General features: G+C 63.6%; 17 protein-coding genes. 7 read left to right on the forward strand and 10 right to left on the reverse strand.

Annotation, left to right across the window (positions count from 1 at the left end; genetic code table 11):
- Positions 1-46 precede the first annotated feature (46 nt).
- Positions 47-1753, forward strand: coding sequence for an aldehyde dehydrogenase family protein (locus FZI91_RS07455; RefSeq protein WP_155938171.1), 1707 nt, complete (start codon positions 47-49; stop codon positions 1751-1753).
- A gap of 48 nt (positions 1754-1801) precedes the next feature.
- Positions 1802-2446, forward strand: coding sequence for an O-methyltransferase (locus FZI91_RS07460; protein WP_162526498.1), 645 nt, complete (start codon positions 1802-1804; stop codon positions 2444-2446).
- Here FZI91_RS07460 and FZI91_RS07465 read toward each other — a convergent pair.
- Complete coding sequence (locus FZI91_RS07465; RefSeq protein WP_155938172.1) at positions 2443-2946, reverse strand: TIGR04338 family metallohydrolase; 504 nt, start codon at positions 2944-2946, stop codon at positions 2443-2445. The two genes, FZI91_RS07460 and FZI91_RS07465, sit on opposite strands and share 4 nt — an antisense overlap.
- The gene (locus FZI91_RS07470) at positions 2943-3695 is read right to left on the reverse strand and encodes a DUF2786 domain-containing protein (protein ID WP_162526499.1); all 753 of its coding nucleotides are present in this window, start codon (positions 3693-3695) and stop codon (positions 2943-2945) included. The genes FZI91_RS07465 and FZI91_RS07470 overlap by 4 nt, the downstream gene beginning before the upstream one ends.
- A 136-nt stretch (positions 3696-3831) precedes the next feature.
- On the opposite strand from FZI91_RS07470, the gene FZI91_RS07475 reads away from it, so the two are divergent.
- A complete protein-coding gene (locus tag FZI91_RS07475; RefSeq protein ID WP_375234384.1) occupies positions 3832-5091 on the forward strand; it encodes an oxygenase MpaB family protein in 1260 nt (419 codons plus the stop codon).
- A 91-nt stretch (positions 5092-5182) separates the two neighbouring features.
- Here the strand turns inward: FZI91_RS07475 and FZI91_RS07480 are convergent, their stop codons facing one another.
- On the reverse strand, positions 5183-6001 hold the full coding sequence (locus tag FZI91_RS07480; RefSeq protein WP_162526552.1) for an alpha/beta hydrolase: 819 nt from the start codon (positions 5999-6001) through the stop codon (positions 5183-5185).
- 80 nt (positions 6002-6081) lie between these two features.
- On the opposite strand from FZI91_RS07480, the gene FZI91_RS07485 reads away from it, so the two are divergent.
- Positions 6082-7755: a DUF3556 domain-containing protein gene (locus FZI91_RS07485; RefSeq protein WP_155938173.1), complete on the forward strand. Its 1674-nt coding sequence runs from the start codon at positions 6082-6084 to the stop codon at positions 7753-7755.
- A 41-nt stretch (positions 7756-7796) separates the two neighbouring features.
- A complete protein-coding gene (locus FZI91_RS07490) occupies positions 7797-8756 on the forward strand; it encodes a sigma-70 family RNA polymerase sigma factor (protein ID WP_162526500.1) in 960 nt (319 codons plus the stop codon).
- A gap of 70 nt (positions 8757-8826) precedes the next feature.
- On the opposite strand, the gene FZI91_RS07495 is transcribed toward FZI91_RS07490, so the two are convergent.
- The 7 genes from FZI91_RS07495 to FZI91_RS07525 all read right to left on the reverse strand — a co-directional run bounded on the left by FZI91_RS07495 (position 8827) and on the right by FZI91_RS07525 (position 13744).
- Positions 8827-10311 carry a M1 family metallopeptidase gene (locus FZI91_RS07495; protein ID WP_155938175.1) on the reverse strand — a complete coding sequence of 495 codons (1485 nt, stop codon included), beginning with the start codon at positions 10309-10311 and terminating at the stop codon, positions 8827-8829.
- A 74-nt stretch (positions 10312-10385) separates the two neighbouring features.
- A complete protein-coding gene (locus FZI91_RS07500; RefSeq protein ID WP_155938176.1) occupies positions 10386-10787 on the reverse strand; it encodes a VOC family protein in 402 nt (133 codons plus the stop codon).
- Positions 10788-10865: 78 nt separating this feature from the next.
- The gene (locus FZI91_RS07505; RefSeq protein WP_155938177.1) at positions 10866-11552 is read right to left on the reverse strand and encodes a DUF3137 domain-containing protein; all 687 of its coding nucleotides are present in this window, start codon (positions 11550-11552) and stop codon (positions 10866-10868) included.
- Entirely contained in the window at positions 11549-12229 is a 681-nt protein-coding gene (locus FZI91_RS07510; protein ID WP_155938178.1) for a DUF3137 domain-containing protein, read from the reverse strand. The genes FZI91_RS07505 and FZI91_RS07510 overlap by 4 nt, the downstream gene beginning before the upstream one ends.
- A 2-nt stretch (positions 12230-12231) precedes the next feature.
- Positions 12232-12843 carry a LemA family protein gene (locus FZI91_RS07515; RefSeq protein ID WP_155938179.1) on the reverse strand — a complete coding sequence of 204 codons (612 nt, stop codon included), beginning with the start codon at positions 12841-12843 and terminating at the stop codon, positions 12232-12234.
- Positions 12840-13067, reverse strand: coding sequence for a hypothetical protein (locus FZI91_RS07520; protein WP_155938180.1), 228 nt, complete (start codon positions 13065-13067; stop codon positions 12840-12842). The genes FZI91_RS07515 and FZI91_RS07520 overlap by 4 nt, the downstream gene beginning before the upstream one ends.
- Positions 13064-13744, reverse strand: coding sequence for a DUF3137 domain-containing protein (locus FZI91_RS07525; RefSeq protein ID WP_155938181.1), 681 nt, complete (start codon positions 13742-13744; stop codon positions 13064-13066). Before FZI91_RS07525 ends, FZI91_RS07520 begins: the two co-directional genes overlap by 4 nt.
- Before the next feature lie 115 nt (positions 13745-13859).
- Between FZI91_RS07525 and FZI91_RS07530 the strand changes: the two genes are divergently transcribed.
- Together FZI91_RS07530 and FZI91_RS07535 are read left to right on the forward strand one after the other, a co-directional pair.
- Positions 13860-15407, forward strand: coding sequence for a long-chain-fatty-acid--CoA ligase (locus tag FZI91_RS07530; protein ID WP_155938182.1), 1548 nt, complete (start codon positions 13860-13862; stop codon positions 15405-15407).
- 220 nt (positions 15408-15627) lie between these two features.
- A complete protein-coding gene (locus FZI91_RS07535; RefSeq protein WP_155938183.1) occupies positions 15628-16752 on the forward strand; it encodes an NDMA-dependent alcohol dehydrogenase in 1125 nt (374 codons plus the stop codon).
- Positions 16753-16802 lie beyond the last annotated feature (50 nt).

Below are 16802 nucleotides of genomic sequence, written 5' to 3' on the forward strand. Positions count from 1 at the left end.
TCTGCGCTATTAGGAGCACCATTCGACAGAGCGTGAGCTGACAAATATGACCGACGTGCAGATCGAATCCCCGGTTGACCAGGCCCTGCAGGACCTGGTCGCAGGCGAAAAAGCCTGGGCTAAAACCTCTTTGGCGGATCGGCTGCGGCTATTGGCCGACGCCCGCCAGGCCCTGATCGACAACGCCGAGCAGTGGGTGCACGCCGCCGCATTCCAGATCAAGAAGCTCGATCCGGACTCTCCGTTGGTCGGCGAGGAATGGATTTCGGGTCCTTACGCCGTCGCCGGAGGCATCGCCGCCCTCACCGCCAGCCTGGAGCAGCTCCAAGCCGGGCACAGTCCGCTGCGTGACGCTAAGTTCGGCGTCACGCCCGGTGGCCGCACCACCATTTCGGTATTGCCGCTCAACATCTTCGACAGCCTGCTGCTGTCCGGATTCAGTGCCGAGCTGTGGTTGCAGCCCGGCGTGGATCGGTCCGAGGCGTTGCGCACCGCCGGCCTGGCACAGCGCGATCCCAGTAACACCCACGGGGTCGGCGCGGTGCTCGGCGCGGGCAACATCACCTCGATCGCACCGCTAGACACGCTGTACGAGCTGTTCGCCAACAACCGCGTGGTGGCGCTGAAGTTGAACCCCATCACCGATCCGCTGCTGGCGGTGTTCACCAAAGTGCTGCAACCGTTCATCGCGATCGGTGCGGTGCGGATCCTGACCGGCGGCGCCGATGTCGGCACCTACCTGGTGCATCACCAGCTGGTGGATCACGTCCACATGACCGGCAGCTCTGTCACCCACGACGCCATCGTGTTCGGCACCGGAGAGGAGGGCGCGCGCCGCAAAGCTGCAGAGGCGCCCGTATTGGATAAGGCCATCACCAGTGAGCTCGGCGGCGTTTCGCCGACCATCGTGGTTCCGGGCAAATGGAGCTCCTCGGATATCGAATTCCAGGCTCGCCACATCGCCACCCAACGGCTGCACAACAACGGCTACAACTGCATCGCGTCGCAGGTCGTGGTGTTGTCGAAGACGTGGCCGCAGCGCGACGAGTTCCTCGCCGCACTGCGCAAGGCCATCGATGAGGCACCGGCCCGGCCCGCCTACTACCCCGGTTCGGATGACCGAATCGCAGGCGCGCAGCGGTCCTATCCCGACGCCGAGCGTCTCGGGCAGAACGGTGCCCGCGTGCTGGTTGTTGATCCCGAGGATCGCACCGCCCTGCTACGTACCGAGTACTTCGGACCCGTACTTGGCGTGATCGAGCTGAATGCGGACGGCACCGGCTTCCTACAGGAAGCAGCACGGGTTACCAACGACGAATTCGTCGGAACCCTCGGCGTGAACATCGTCGCGCACCCTGACTCGATCAAGCAGCTCGGCGCGAACTTTGACACGCTGGTCGAGGATCTTCGGTACGGCACGGTGGCCATCAACGCCTGGACAGCCGTGGGTTACCTCACTGCCACCGCCACCTGGGGAGCGTTCCCCGGCCATGCCCTCAATGACGTGCAGAGCGGAATCGGCGTGGTGCACAACGGCTTCCTGGTCGAGAAGCCGGAACGCACCGTCGTACGCGGACCTTTCCGGCCGTTCCCGCGGTCCGTGGTGCACGGGGAATGGGCGCTGTCCCCGAAACCGCCGTGGTTCGTGAGCAATGCCACCGCGGCGGGCACCGGCGAACTCCTGGTCGATTTCGCCAGTAAGCCCAGCCTGCTGAAGGTCCCCCGGATTTTCATCTCCGCGCTGCGGGGCTGATGCGCACCTGAGGCTCAACACCCAGGAATCAGGCGTACCCTCGCGGAAGTGACTCTCTCCCAATCAGTGTGGACCGACACCGACAACTATCTGGAGCGCACCGTCGCACCCGATGTATCCGAACTGGACCATATTCGGCAGGCGCAGGAGGACGGTGGCCTGCCCGACATCGCGGTATCGGCGACACAAGGCAAATTCCTGTACCTGCTGGCCACCATCGCGAAGGCACGCCGGGTGTTGGAGATAGGCACGCTCGGCGGGTACAGCACCGCATGGCTCGCCAAGGCGGTCGGACCCGAAGGCGCCGTTGTGACGCTCGAGTATGAGCCCAAGCATGCCGCCGTCGCTCAGGCGAGTTTGGAGCGTGCCGGGCTCTCCGAACACGTCGAGATCCTGGTGGGTAGCGCCCTCGACAATCTTCCGTCGGTCCAGGGGCCGTTCGATCTAGTCTTCATCGACGCCGACAAAGCCAACAACCCGAACTATCTGGGCTGGGCACTACGCCTGACCACACCGGGATCGGTCATCGTGGTGGACAACGTGATTCGTTGGATCTCCGAGGATGGACCGAACGCCGAGGGTACGCGGGACGCACTGGAACTACTGGGATCCAATCCAAAGCTTGATGCGACCGCGCTGCAGACCGTCGGCGTCAAGGGCTGGGACGGATTGGCCATCGCAGTGGTGCGCTAACGCGCACCCTCGCGCGCGTAGACGGAACGCAGGATGAACTCCACCTCGGGACCCATCGCCAGCCCTGCCAGCTCCGGGTAGAGCCCAACGAAATCGTGCCCATGCGCAGGGGCGTCCGGCGGGCACAGGTGGTGCGCCACCTCGTGCAGAATCACCAATTCGCGCATGGCCCATAATCTTCCGTCACGATCGTCGGGCACAGCAATAGCTGCCCGATTTCCGTCGCGTTCGTAGTGTGCCGCTGTGGCGCCGCGTCGGGCGCGCACCGTGATGGGTCCCGCGGACCATCTGCCCCCGACGAGCGCCAGCACCTCATCGACGTACCGCTGCACGGATTCGACGGACGCGAAGCGGGCCTCGGGCGGGAGTGTCAGGTTCGTTCCGAAGAAGTCGATATCGCGCTGGCTATGAGTCGCCCGCTCAAAGATCGCGCGGACGAACTCCTCTGCGGCGTAGACCTTGGCGCGCTGGGAATCACGGGGGCGCGGCTGGTCGCTCAGTGTTTATCCAATGCTCTTCGGGCACCGGAAAACTCGGCGCTATTGCCGAGACGGGCGCGTCGGCCGGCACGATCGCCCGCGCGCCGAGCATGCGAAGAGTAGCCCGCCTGAGCACTCACCGCCCGCCAGCGCCCACGTGCCGTCGAGCTGCCCTTGTAGAAGTCGCGTAGTTCGATTTCCTTGTCACGCAACACCAATTCGGTGCCGGTGCCGAGCTTCTCGGTTTTGACCGCTTCGGCGCGCGCCTCCTGCCGGGCGTCCGCCAGCCGCTGGCCGACCCGTGTCCCGAATGCCAACTGGAAGTTGAGGCGGGCCGTGATGGTGGGGGTGGGCCGGTGCGCCCCGGAGCCGATGTAGGAGTCCGACGCCCTGACCATCTGGACGACCAGGCTGGCGTAGAGGGCGTGAACGGCATCGATGTCTTCGGCGAAGCCATACGCGAACACGTAGGTGGAGTTGGAGGCCACATCGCACGTGACGTCATTAGCGCCGGCAATCAACGCGAACAGGTTGACGTAGGTCCGCAGGCCGCGGGTGCCCGCCTCACCGATGGTGATGGTGCGTTGGACGGGCCGGGCCTGGGCGTCTCGCTTCGCCGAATGCGCGCGCGCAACCGCCAGGTCAATCGAGGTCGCGGTCGCCAGCCGCTGCGCCGCCGCCATGAAGGCCTCGGCTTCGTGCGCGTTATCGGTGCCCTCGGCCTGACGGAGCAGTGCGGCGATCCGCGAGAGCTGCTTGTCCTCTGTCACGAAGGCCAGGTTAGGCGAGACCGGCGACAGATCAGCGACCGCAAGCGCACACGCATTCTGACAACGAATGTTGTCATACTGTTCGGCTTGTGATTCGATGACCACACCCCAGACATCCGGATCAGATGGAGGCAGCGTGACCGTTTCAGGAAATGCCGTGCTACCTGCGGCATACGCGGAGAATCTTGCTCATCCCGCACCGATGCACGCTCGAGTACGGACAGCCGTTCGTCGGCTCACCGGGTTCGACCTCAACCCGTCAGACGAAGTGGTGCGCCGATACGGAGCGGGTCTGTGGGTCACCGATCCGGTCGCTGAACGCTTCGTCGAAGAGGTGTACTACGGCGATATCGGCCCGGAACGCGGGCGGATGCTGCTCGACCACGCGCTCATTGAGGGAATCGACGCCGTGGACGACGCACCGGAATCCATGCGGGCCTTGTTCGCCGAGTTCGATGCGCTGCCGTCCTGGGCCGACCCCGAGCTGATCGAGGCCGGCGCCGCGGTGTGGAGGCGATGGGGTTACGACATGGGCTCCATCGCCAACGCGGGCACCATGGACACCTATACCGAGGGCTGGCTCGCCACCCCGCTCTCGCTCGCAGGCGGCTATGCAGGACAAGGCGCCATGCACCGACACCTCGAGACCAGCCGCTGGTGGCTGGAGTGCGCGCGGCCGGGCGCCGCCCTGGATCGGTATTCCGTTGCCCGACAGATCACCTTGAAGATCCGCGTCATGCACGTCTCGGTGCGTCGCGGGGTACGCCAACATCCCGAATGGCACCGCGAGCAATGGGGCGAGCCCATAAGCCAATCAGAGATGCTGCTGACACTCATCGCGGGCAGTGTCGCGCCCGGCCTCGGACTATGGACGGTCGGCTATCTCACCACGTCATCGGAAATGGTTGCCGCCCTGCATTTCTGCCGATATCTGGGCTACCTGCTCGGCGTGCAGTGCGACGACATCTACCCCCGCACGATCGGCGACGCGGTACGGATTCTGTATCACTTCGACGCCACCCGCGCCTACGACGGCGGCAACGCCGCACGGGAGCTCGTCGAGTCGTTTGTCCCGTCGTTCACGCCGGATCCCGGCTCATCACAAGCCAACCGGCTGCGCGGGCTGTTTCACCTACAGCTTCAGGCGGGATTCACTCGGCTCTTCATGCTGCCGTGGAACAGAAGGCGCTATCGAATTCCAGGCGGTTGGCTCGGGACCGCGGTGCTTGTCGCGCGTGCACCGTTCATTGTCGCAGTGGAGCTTGCCCGCCACGCCGCGCCCGCGGTGGACCGGCGCTGGCAGGCGGGCAAGATGCGGCGGTGGGAACGCTGGATCGACTGGCAGTCCGGTGCACACATCCACGAATTCCGCGACCTCTCGGCCATGCGCCGATAACCCCACTCATCTCGTCGACACTCCGCCTGATGGCGTAAACGTGCGAGACGAAACCGCCACGACGCGGCGTGTCGGCGTAATGCCGAAAGCGTCAGAGTCGAGCGTCGATCCAGCCCACGACCTCGTCGAGCACGAGTTCCTTCTCGATCTCGTTGAAGATCTCGTGGTAGAGGCCCTTCCAGATCTTCAGCGTCGCATCGGGTGCCGACTCGGACAGCCACAGGCTCCCCTCGGGCGCGGTGAGTCGGTCATCCCCGCCGTGCATCGTGAGCACCGGACGCTTCAGGCCCGCGGCCCGCTGTCGCATCGTCTTCCCCACACCCAGCAGTGCCCGGCCGATACCCGCGGGCACGCGGCCGTGATGCACCAACGGGTCGGCGTTGTACGCGGCGATGATCGCCGGGTCATGTGAGATCGCGTTGACATCGAGCTTCTGGACCGGCAACCCGGGTGCCAGGCGTCCTACCACCGGCGCCACCAGCGTCAGCACGTACGGCAGCCCCACCTGCGCGGCAATCGCCGGCCCGGAGAGCACCATCAGGTCGTACCGGTCCTGGTGGTCCACGCCGTAGGCGAAGACGATGCCGCCGCCCATGCTGTGGCCCAGCACTATCAGTTTTAGGTCGGGGTATTCGCGCGCCGCGATATCCACCAGCGTTCCGAAGTCGTCGGTGTACTCGGAGATGTCTCGCAGGTAGACGCGTTTGCCTCCCGAGCGGCCGTGCCCGCGATGATCCAGGGCGTACACCAGGTATCCGGCGTCATTGAATCGCTTGGCGACGTGGTCGTACCGGCGCGCGTGTTCACCGAATCCGTGGGACAGCACCACCACCGCGCGCGGTGTCCCCGCCGGCGTCCAGGTGTCGTAGACGATCCGTACGTTATCGGCGCCGTCGAAGGCGCGCTGCACCCGAGATCCGCTCACGCTGGAAACTCTACGGAACTGCCGAACCCACCAACATCAACTAGAACACGTTCTAGTGTGTGCGCATGGGATTCCTCAAGCCCACGCTGCCCGTCGTCGATATCGCCGAATGGAGCACGGGCACTCGCGCCGAGAAAATCCGTCCGATGGCCCGGCACTGGGCCGAGGTGGGCTTCGGGACACCCGTCGCCTTGCACCTGTTCTATGTGCTCAAGATCGGCCTGTACATCCTGGGCGGCTGGCTGTTCGCCATGGTGGCGACCGGCGTCTCCGACTGGTCCGAACCTGTCGTCTTCCAGAAGGTGGTGCTCTACACCATGTTGTTCGAGGTCATTGGCCTCGGCTGCGGGTTTGGACCGCTCAACAACAGGTTCTTCCCACCCCTGGGGTCCATCCTGTACTGGTTGCGCCCCAATACTATTCGGCTACCACCATGGCCCCGCATCCCGCTCACCAAGGGCTCCGGCAGGACTCCTGTCGATATCGCGCTGTACGCGGCGTTCCTGGGCATGGTCCTGTTCGCTCTGTTGTCCAAGCCCACCGAGACGGGGCTGCTGCCCACCTGGCAGATCGCCGCCGTCCTCGGGCTACTCGCCGTCTCAGGTCTTCGCGACAAGGTGATCTTCCTGGCGGCCCGCGGCGAGGTGTATGGGGCCCTCACCGTCACCTTCCTATTCGCGGAAGCCGACATGATCGTCGCCGCCAAGCTCATCTTCATGGTCATCTGGGTCGGTGCGGCCACGTCAAAGCTCAACCACCACTTCCCTTTTGTCATCTCGACGATGATGTCTAACAACCCGCTCATCCGTGCCCGACGGCTCAAGCGGGCGTTCTTCGAGGACTTTCCGGACGATCTGCGGCCCGGACGGCTCTCCCGCTTCGTCGCACATCTGAGCACCGCAGTCGAAGGGCTGATCCCCATCGCGCTGTTCTTCAGCCACGGCGGCTGGGTCACCACGGTCGCGGCCATCGTGATGGTGTGCTTCCACCTGGGCATCCTCACCGCCATTCCGATGGGTGTACCCCTGGAGTGGAACGTGTTCATGATCTTCGGAGTGCTGTCGCTGTTCGTCACACACGCGAGCATTGGCCTCCAAGACATGAAGCACCCGGTGCCCGTGCTGCTGTTGTTCGCCGTGAGCGCCGGCGTTGTCATTGCCGGAAACCTGTTGCCCCGCAAGATTTCCTTCCTGCCCGGTATGCGGTACTACGCGGGCAACTGGGACACCACGCTGTGGTGCATCAAGCCGTCGGCCAGCGAGAAGATCGACAAGGGCATCGTCGCCATCGCGAGCATGCCGCAGGCGCAGATGGAGCGCTATTACGGCACCGAACAAGCGCCACTACTGATGTACATCGGCTATGCGTTCCGTGCCATGAACACCCACGGGCGGGCGATGTTCACGCTCGCACACCGGGCCATGTCCGGGCAGGAGGAGAGTGACTACGTCATCACCGACGGCGAGCGGATCTGCAGCACCGCTATCGGCTGGAACTTCGGCGACGGACACATGCACAACGAGCAGCTAATCGCCGCGATGCAGGAACGCTGCCACTTCGAACCGGGTGAGGTACGCGTCGTGCTGCTCGATGCGCAACCCATCCATCGGCAGACGCAGCAATACCGGCTCGTCGACGCTGCCACCGGAGAGTTCGAAAGCGGCTACGTGCGGGTGGCCGACATGGTGAACCGGCAGCCGTGGGATGACGAGCTGCCCGTGCACGTCAACCCGAGGTAACAACCTGACAGATGTCGGTGGACGCGACTATCCTCGCGCCCGTGACGGCACAAGCCATCGAGGATGAATTCCTTTCGCATACCGAACAGTTTCGGCGCGAGATTCTGGCCCATTGCTACCGAATGACGGGGTCCATCCACGACGCCGAGGACCTGGTGCAGGAGACCTATCTGCGCGGCTGGAAGGCCTATGACCGGTTCGAGGGCAAGTCCTCGGTACGGACTTGGCTGTATCGCATTGCCACCAACACCTGTCTGACAGCGCTGGAAGGCAAGCAGCGCCGGCCCCTACCGACAGGTCTGGGCGCCCCTAGCGCCAACCCGCTCGACGAATTGGACGAGCGCGCCGAGATCCCGTGGCTGGAGCCGCTGCCCGATGACGCCACCGACCCCGCCAGCATCGTGGGTTCACGCGAGTCGGTGCGCTTGGCGTTCGTCGCGGCGTTGCAGCATCTGCCCGCCAAGCAGCGCGCCGTGCTGGTACTGCGTGAGGTGCTGCAGTGGAAGGCGCAGGAGGTCGCCGAGGCGATCGGCTCCACCACTGCCGCGGTGAACAGCCTGCTGCAGCGGGCACGCGCTCAGCTCCAGGAGGTTTCCCCGCGGGAGGAAACCCTGCTGGAACCCGAGGACCCGATGCTCCGAGAGCAGCTGCGCCAATACATCGACGCGTTCGAGCGGTACGACGTCGACGCGATCGCGAAAATGTTTACCACCGAGGCGATTTGGGAGATGCCGCCGTTCACTGGTTGGTACCAGGGCGGACAAAGCATCGCCACCCTCATCAAGGAACAGTGCCCGGCCGAACATGCCGGAGACATGCGACTACTCGAAACCACCGCCAACGGCCAGCCCGCGATCGGCCTCTATATGCGCGAGGGCGACGGGGTGCACCGCCCATTCCAGATGCACGTCCTGGACGTCACGCAGGACGGCGTGGCCCACGTGGTGTGCTTCTTCGACATCTCGCTGTTCGAGAAGTTCGGTCTCCCCGCCACCTTGTGACGCCGAAACCTAGGTTGTGGCGGATTCGTCTCGCATTTCTTCGCCACAACCTCGGTCTCGGCGCAACGGGTCAGCGCTGCGCGAGGCTCCCCGGGAACAGATACTGATCGGCGGGCCGGGTCACGCTGTGAAACCACGCGATGAAGAAGCCCGACAGATCCTTGCCGGTGACCTTCTGCACGTACGCCTCGAACTGCGGCCAGGTGGCGTTGCCCCACTTGTGCTCCGACGGCCATGACTTCAAGATCTCCAGGAACGCCTTGTCGCCGATCGTCCGTCGCAGCGCATGCAGCGCCAGCGGCCCCTTGCCGTAGACGCCACGGGGGTTGAACACCTCGTCGGCGCTACATTCCGCGCCGCCTGGGCACATGTCGTAGAGCAGATTTCCCCAGACCTTGTCCTCGTCCCAGATCTTCTCGACGGTCTCGCGGTAGTCCTTGTCGATGGACTTGCCTTCCTTCTCCTCCGCCCACATCCACGGCAGGTAGGAGGCGAAGCACTCGTTAAGGCAGATATCGCGCCACTGCTCCACCGACACCACATCGCCGTACCACTCATGGGTGTTCTCGTGCACCACCACCGAGAGTCGCTTGTCCTCTTCGACGTCTCGACTGAAGGTGTAGTACGGGCGGGTCTGAGTTTCCAAGGCGCTGAACGCAATGTCCTCGCGAATCGGGTCGGCGAAAATGCCGCCGGCGGCTACATGCGGATACTTGCCGAGCTTCGATTCCAGAAAGCTCAGCACCTCGGGCAGCCGCGCCTCGGCACTGCCGGAACCGGCGTCGGGCGCAAACGCACTCACCACGGGAGTCCCACTAGGGAGCGTGGATCGGAATACCGAGAAGTGGTCGACGGCGAACGGAACCAGGTACATGGCAACGGGATTCGGTTCGTTCCAGGTAGTAGTGGTCCAGCCGCCCGATTCGGTGGCCTTCCCTTCTCGGCCGCCGCCCACCGCGACCCAGGATGACGGCACTGTCGCGGTCAGCTTGAACGGAGCCTTGTTCACCGGCGTGTTGTTCGACGGATACCAGTTCTCGGCGCCGTCGGGCTCGCCGCCCTTGGCATAGCCGCCACTGGTGCTGCGTACCCAACCGGGTAGCGCACCCAACCCGCGCTGCTGCGCCTCCTGCAGCTCGTTGAATGCGTAGGTGACGGTGGTGCTGAAGGCGCTCCCGGAGCGGATGCCCTTGTCCGGGGTGACGGTCATTTCGTGCTCACCACCGAAGGCGGTGGTGGCTGCTCGTCCGTCCACTGAGGCCGACACGGTTCCCAGGTCCGAGTAGTCCAGGTTGAAGCTCGACAGGTTCTGGGTGGCGACCGCGCGGATCACCATGGTGCCGTTCACGTCCGTGGTCTCGGGGTCCAGGCGCAGCGTCAGGTCGTACTGGGTGACGCGATAGCCGCCGTTACCGTCCTGCGGGAAATAACTGTCGATCCCGTTGGGTGATCCGGGGGTGAAGGTATCGATGGCCTGCGCGGGTGCGGCCATGATGCCACCGACGACCATGAGTGCCGTCAGCGCAGCGGGAATCCCGAGAATCCTGTGTGTCATGTGACCCTTACGTAGAGCGAGTCCGTGCGACTCCAGATAAGGACTCTACGTAAGGGGTCAGCAATCGTGCGTCCCTACTGCAGGTGCGCCGGATCCATCCAGCTGACTTCCCACACATGACCATCGAGATCACGGAACGACCGGCCGTACATGAAACCAAGTTCCTGCGCCGGCATCCAATCCACCCCACCAGCGGCGAGCGCCGCATCGGTCAGCTCGTCGACCCCTTCGCGGCTGTCGGCCGAAACACACAGCAGCACTTCGCGGTTCTTCGAGGTGTCGGCGATATCGTCGGCGATGAATCCGCGGAACCTGTCTTCCTCCAGCATCATCACCCAGGTCTGGTCGTTGATCACCATACAAAGGGTGTTCTCGTCGCAGAACTGGTCATTGAACGAAAAGCCCAGGTGGTCGAAGAACTTCCGGCTGGCCGCGGCGTTGGCGACGGGGATGTTGACGAACAGCATGCGAGACATCGGTGCGCTCCTTCTAGGGGTGTCTTTCTCGGCGGCATTCCGCCGTTCACCGATACCGACAATCCTCGCGGCCGAAACTCATCGTCTGCCCCACACGAACGAGGGCACCGATGCCAACGTGTCCGAGAGGAACTGCAACCGCTCCGCGATCAGACCTGCATTGAGATCCCCGGATTGCCATGTCCACAACCACGGCCCGTCGAACCGGAACGGCACCTCGGCGTACCGCGGATCCTTCAGCATCCGTTCCATGTTCTGCGGGCTGAGCACGTCGTAGGCGAATCGAACGTCCTGCGCCACCACCCGGAAGCGACGGTTGAAATCGGCCGATTCGAAGGTGATGTCGTTGAGGGCCTTGGTGAGCACGTTCTCCGGATACACCTGCAGCCACGGCACGGAGCCGGGCGCTCCCAAGGCCACCACCGCCATCCGCTTCACCTCGTTCGCCTCCTCGGCCGCGACACGTTCGGCCTTGGAGTAGGCCTCGAACGCCACAAAGGGAGCGCCGTTGTGCCGTCCGCGCACTACGTTGCACGCACCGGGAAACGGCACCGCGATCAGAGAGTTCGTGTATCCCACCTGGCTCAGCACGCCGTCGTCGTCCGGGACGAAATGCCAGCCCTGGCTGGCCGCATGTTCGGCCAACGGAGGATGGGCGAGATCCTTCTTCCCGAAGAGCCGGCGGAAAAGCAGACCAAAACCCAACAGCGGCATGATCACCGAGAAGGCGGCGCCAATGTATCCACCGATCGCGCTCGCACTCATCGCCTGTCCCAGGCGTACTCGGGTACCTCGCGCAGGATGTCAATGAGGTACCGGGCATGCGGTTCAACCCATTCGGGCTTCAATGCTTCCCACCGCCACGTGATGAGGTTTGATTTGTCGAACCGCATGGGCAACTGGAACCGCCGGTCGGTGAGCATCCGCTGCATCGTCGTGGGACTTAACACATCGTAGGCAAACCGGTCGCTGTTGGTCCGAACCTGGAAGCGGCGGTTGAAGTCCTCCGACTCGAGCTTGAGGTCCCCGAGCCCCATCGCGTCCATCAGACCGGACAATGCGCCTTCGGGGGTAACCAGCAGCATGTTCGGCGACGGTGGTGTGCGCACGCAGGTCGCCATGAGCGTGTGGACGGTTTCGGTGTTGTCGGACGAACTGCCCGTCCGATAGGTGTACGTGAACGACACAAAGGGAACGCCATCCAGCACTCCACGGATCACGTCGGTCGCGGATTGACTGTGCCCCATGCCGAAGAGCCCGACCAGCCCGGGTTCCGTCTCGGTGAACATCCATCCTCGGCTGGCCGCAAAGGAATACAGCCAGGCCGACCGTCTTCGGCGATTCTCGCGTGCCCATCTGAACAAATACACGAACAGCAGCGCAATACCGACGACACAGGCAATGACGATGCCTACAGCGAAGAGCCCCAGGACGATACTCAAAGCTACTGCTGTGGTGGCGGGTTCAAACGATCGAACGCTCCACGGATGTTGGGTACCTTGCGCGCCTCCGGATCGTCAAGCTCGAAGTACTCGGCTTCGGTGAACCCGAACCATCCCGCGACAAGGTTCGAGGGCACTGTCTGGACCTTGGTGTTGAGGGCACGTACGTTGCCGTTGTAGAAGCGCCGACCTGCGGCGATGCGGTCCTCGGTATTGGACAGCTCGGTCTGCAGCGCAACAAAGTTCTGGATCGACTGCAGCTGCGGGTAGCTCTCGGCGATCGCGAAGAACCGCCCCAACGCGCCGGTGAGCTGCTGTTCGGCCTGTGCCTGGGCCGCGACGCCCTGGTGAGTGGCGGCGGCATCGCGAGCAAGGTTACGCGCCGACGTCACCTGCTGCAGCGTGTCCCGTTCGAACTGTGCTGCAGCGCTGGCCGTTTCGATGAGGTTGGGGATGAGATCGTGCCGGCGTTGCAACTCGACGTCGATCTGCTTCCATGCCTCTTGTACCAGGTTGCGGATCCTGACGAAGCCGTTGTAGGTCGTCAGGAGCCAGAGCCCGACTATCAGGGCGATGAATGCGACGATGACAATCACGATCACAACTGGGGTCATTCTTCTTCTCCTAGTGTTGTTCCCACGCGAACTCCGACACCCGCGAGCTCCCGCTCCGGGCCAACGCGCAGCCAGTGCCTGGACCGCGGGATGCGGACGCTGGTCACCATGTTGTTGTGGGTCTCGGTGTAGTAGCCGTTGCCCACGGAGCGTCTCACCTCGTAGGTGTAGTCAAATGCCACGAAGTCGTGGCCCTCGACCGTGACCATCGTGCCGGCCGTCACCGCACCTCCCAGGCGTACGCGGGGACGGGTTCAAGAGTATCGATCAGATACTTGACGTCGCTGGAAATTCTTGCCTCATCGAGCTTTCCGGTCCGCCAGGTGAGCAGCCGCCCATTCTCGAAACGCAGTGGCTGCGAGTACCTTTCGTCGGCCAACATCCGCTCCATGGTGCGCGGGTTGAGCACGTCATACGCGAACCGCTCGGGATTGGCCTTGACGTTGAACCTCTTGTTGAACTCGTCGGACTCAAATTCCAGATCAGTGAACCCGACGGCACGAGCGAGACCCGCGAGTGCGCCCTCGCGCTTTATCTGCAGCATGTAGGGCGAGGGAGGCGTGACGACGCACGTCACCATGAAGTAGTAGGTCTCGGTATGGCTGTCCTTGCCGGAGCTCCTGGTCACCTTGTACGAGTACTGGAACGACACGAATTCGTGACCATCGATCGTGCCGTTTAAGGCATCCTGGGCCGTGCGGCTGTGGCCCTGCCCAAACGGCTCTTCGTGCGACAGCTCCAACAGGCTCTGGTCGTCGGGCGTGTACGTCCAACCGTGAACCTTGGCCCACGACGTCAGCTTGGCGATCCGCTTCTTGCGCATGACGCTGGTGACGTACCAAATCAGCGCAAAGACCAGCGCAAAGATCACGACCCCCACCCACCACGGCAAACCTGACATCGACTCCCCCTCGCCCGCTGTTGCCCCTGCCTCCATGTTAGCGGGACCCTGCGGGTTGCCTGTTAGCTCGACGAATTTCGCCCCCGAAATGGGGCCGCAGCGGCAGGATCGGGGTATGCAATTCACTCAGTGGCTGCACCGCGCGCTACAGCAGGACCCGAACCGCCCCATCACCATTCATCAGGGCCGCCAACACAGCGTGGAGCAGTTCGCCGATCGGGTGGCCCGCTTGGCCGGCGGCCTGCGAGACCTCGGCGTCCAGCCGGGTGATCGAGTGGGCATGCTGTCGCTGAACTCGGACCGCTACATCGAATATCTCAGCGCCGTGCCGTGGCTGGGGGCAGCATTGAATGCCGTCAACATTCGCTGGAGCTTGGCCGAGATCGGCTACTCGCTGCGGGAATCCGACACCCGAGTGCTGCTGGTGGACGATGCGTTCAAGGCCGCTCCCGAGCCGCTGCGCGCGGCGTGCGCGTGCCTGACCACGGTCATCCATTGCGGCGACGGACCGACGCCCGAGGGCGCGATCGGATACGAAGACCTCATCGCCGCGCATGACCCCGTCGAGGACACCCGCGCCGGGGGTGACAGCCTACTGGGAGTCTTCTACACCGGAGGAACCACCGGAAATCCCAAGGGCGTCATGCTGTCTCACAACAATGTGCTCGCTTCAGCCATGGGATCGCTCTCCACCGGAAACTTTCTCACCCGCGGAGGCCGGCTGCTGCACTCGGCGCCGATGTTCCACATGGCCGACTTCACCTCGGTGCTCGCCGGAAACCTATCGAACGTGACGCACGTAATCCTCCCGTCGTTCACCCCACAAGGAGTGCTGGATGCGATCGTCGAGCACGACGTACAGGATATGTTGTTGGTGCCCACCATGATTCAGATGGTGGTCGATCATCCGGCGGCTGTTCAGCTCGACCTTTCCGGCATCCACCACATCGCCTACGGGGCTTCCGTCATCTCCGAGGCCGTGCTGCAACGCGCCCAGCGCGTATTCCCCAATGTGCGATTCACTCAGGCCTACGGCATGACCGAGGTGTCACCCGTGGCGACACTGTTGCTTCCCGACGATCACGACGATCCCTCACTGCTCCGATCTGCGGGACGGGCGGCTCCGCACTGCGAGGTGCGGATCGTCGATCCGGACGACAACGAGGTGCCCCGAGGCGAGATCGGCGAGGTAGTCGTCAAGGGCGACAACGTCATGCTCGGCTACTGGGAACTGCCCGATGAGACAGCATCAGCCATACGAAGCGGATGGATGCACACCGGAGACGCCGGACGGATGGACGAGCGCGGCTACGTCTACATCGTTGACCGCATCAAGGACATGGTGGTGACGGGCGGCGAGAACGTCTACTCGGCAGAGGTGGAGAACGCGCTGGCCAAGCACCCGGCGGTGGCCGCCTGCGCGGTGATCGGAGTCCCCGACGAACGATGGGGTGAACGCGTACACGCCGTCATCGTCAAACAGTCCGAATCCGACTGCTGCGGGGACGACCTACAGGAGCACTGCCGCGAGCACATCGCCAACTACAAGGTGCCCCGCAGCTTCGAGTTCGTCGACGAACTCCCCCTATCCGGCGCCGGAAAGATCCTCAAGCGGGTGCTCCGCCAGAAGTACTGGGACACCCGCGACGCCGGCGTCTCCTAATCGGGGACGTGCTCGGCCACCGTGAGCCGGAATCGGCACCGGCTCATCGCACAGCCGGCGGACAGACGAGACCTCATAACCGTGCATAGGTAGTCGTCAGAGGCACTGTTGACCCGCTGACCACGCACTTTTAGAACGCGTTTCACTTTTTCGGCAAAGCGGCTATCCTCGTCCGGGAGAGTGACCTGTTTCACGTGTATCTGGAAGGACTAGCCAGTCAATGAAGACAAAAGGCGCGCTGATTCGCGAGCTCAACAAGCCGATCGTCGTCGAGGAAATTACCTTCGGCGACCCGGCCGAGGGCGAAGTCCAGGTTCAGCTGCACGCCGCGGGCATGTGCCACTCCGACTACCACGTGCTGACCGGCGCCACCCCGATGGAGCTCCCGGTGCTGCCCGGCCACGAGGGCGCGGGCATCGTCACCAAGGTAGGCAAGGGCGTCACCTCCGTCCAGGAAGGTGACCACGTCATCTTCGCGTTCATCCCGGCCTGCGGTAAGTGCCCGCCGTGTATGCGCGGATACCGCTCCCTGTGCGACCGCGGGGCAATCCTGCTGAGCGGCAAGGCAATTGCCGATGGCACCAACCGCATCCACGCCGGCAACACCCCCGTCTCGGCCATGAACCTGCTCGGGACCTTCTCCCCCTACGCGGTGGTGCACGAGGATTCCGTCGTCAAAATCGACTCGGACGTGCCGTTCGAGTCTGCGGCACTGCTCGGTTGCGCCGTACCCACCGGTTTTGGATCGTCCACCAACATCGCCGAGGTCAAGCCCGGTGAGGACGTCATCATCGTCGGTGTCGGCGGTATCGGCATGAGCGCCCTGCAGGGTGCCGTCGTGTCCGGCGCCCGGTACGTCATCGCAATCGACCCGGTGCCGTGGAAGCGCGAACAGGCCCTCAAGTTCGGCGCTACCCACGTCTACGCATCCATGGCCGAGGCGATCATGCCGGTCATGGATGTGACCTGGGGCATCATGGCCCAGAAGACCATCATCACCGTCGGTGAGATGAAGGGTGAGTACATCGAAGAGGCCATGATCCTCACCGCCAAGACGGGCACCTGCGTGGTGACAGGCATGGGCGCGATGGTGGACGTGGACGTCAAGTTCAACCTGTTCCTGTTCACCATGTTGCAGAAAACCCTCAAGGGCAACATCTTTGGTGGCGGAACCACGCACACCGAGACCCCGCGTCTGGTCGGCCTGTACAAGCAGGGCCTGCTGAAGATCGACGAGATGGTCACCACCACGTACAGCCTGGAGCAGATCAACGAGGGCTACCAGGACATGCTGGACGGCAAGAACATCCGCGGCGTCATCAAGTACACCGAAGCGGACTGGTAAGCCGGTAGCTTTTCGCCGACAGTAAACGCCACGCAGGTCTTTCCGACGGA

It is taken from the genome of Mycobacteroides sp. CBMA 271 (assembly GCF_009729205.1).
Lineage (GTDB): Bacteria > Actinomycetota > Actinomycetes > Mycobacteriales > Mycobacteriaceae > Mycobacterium.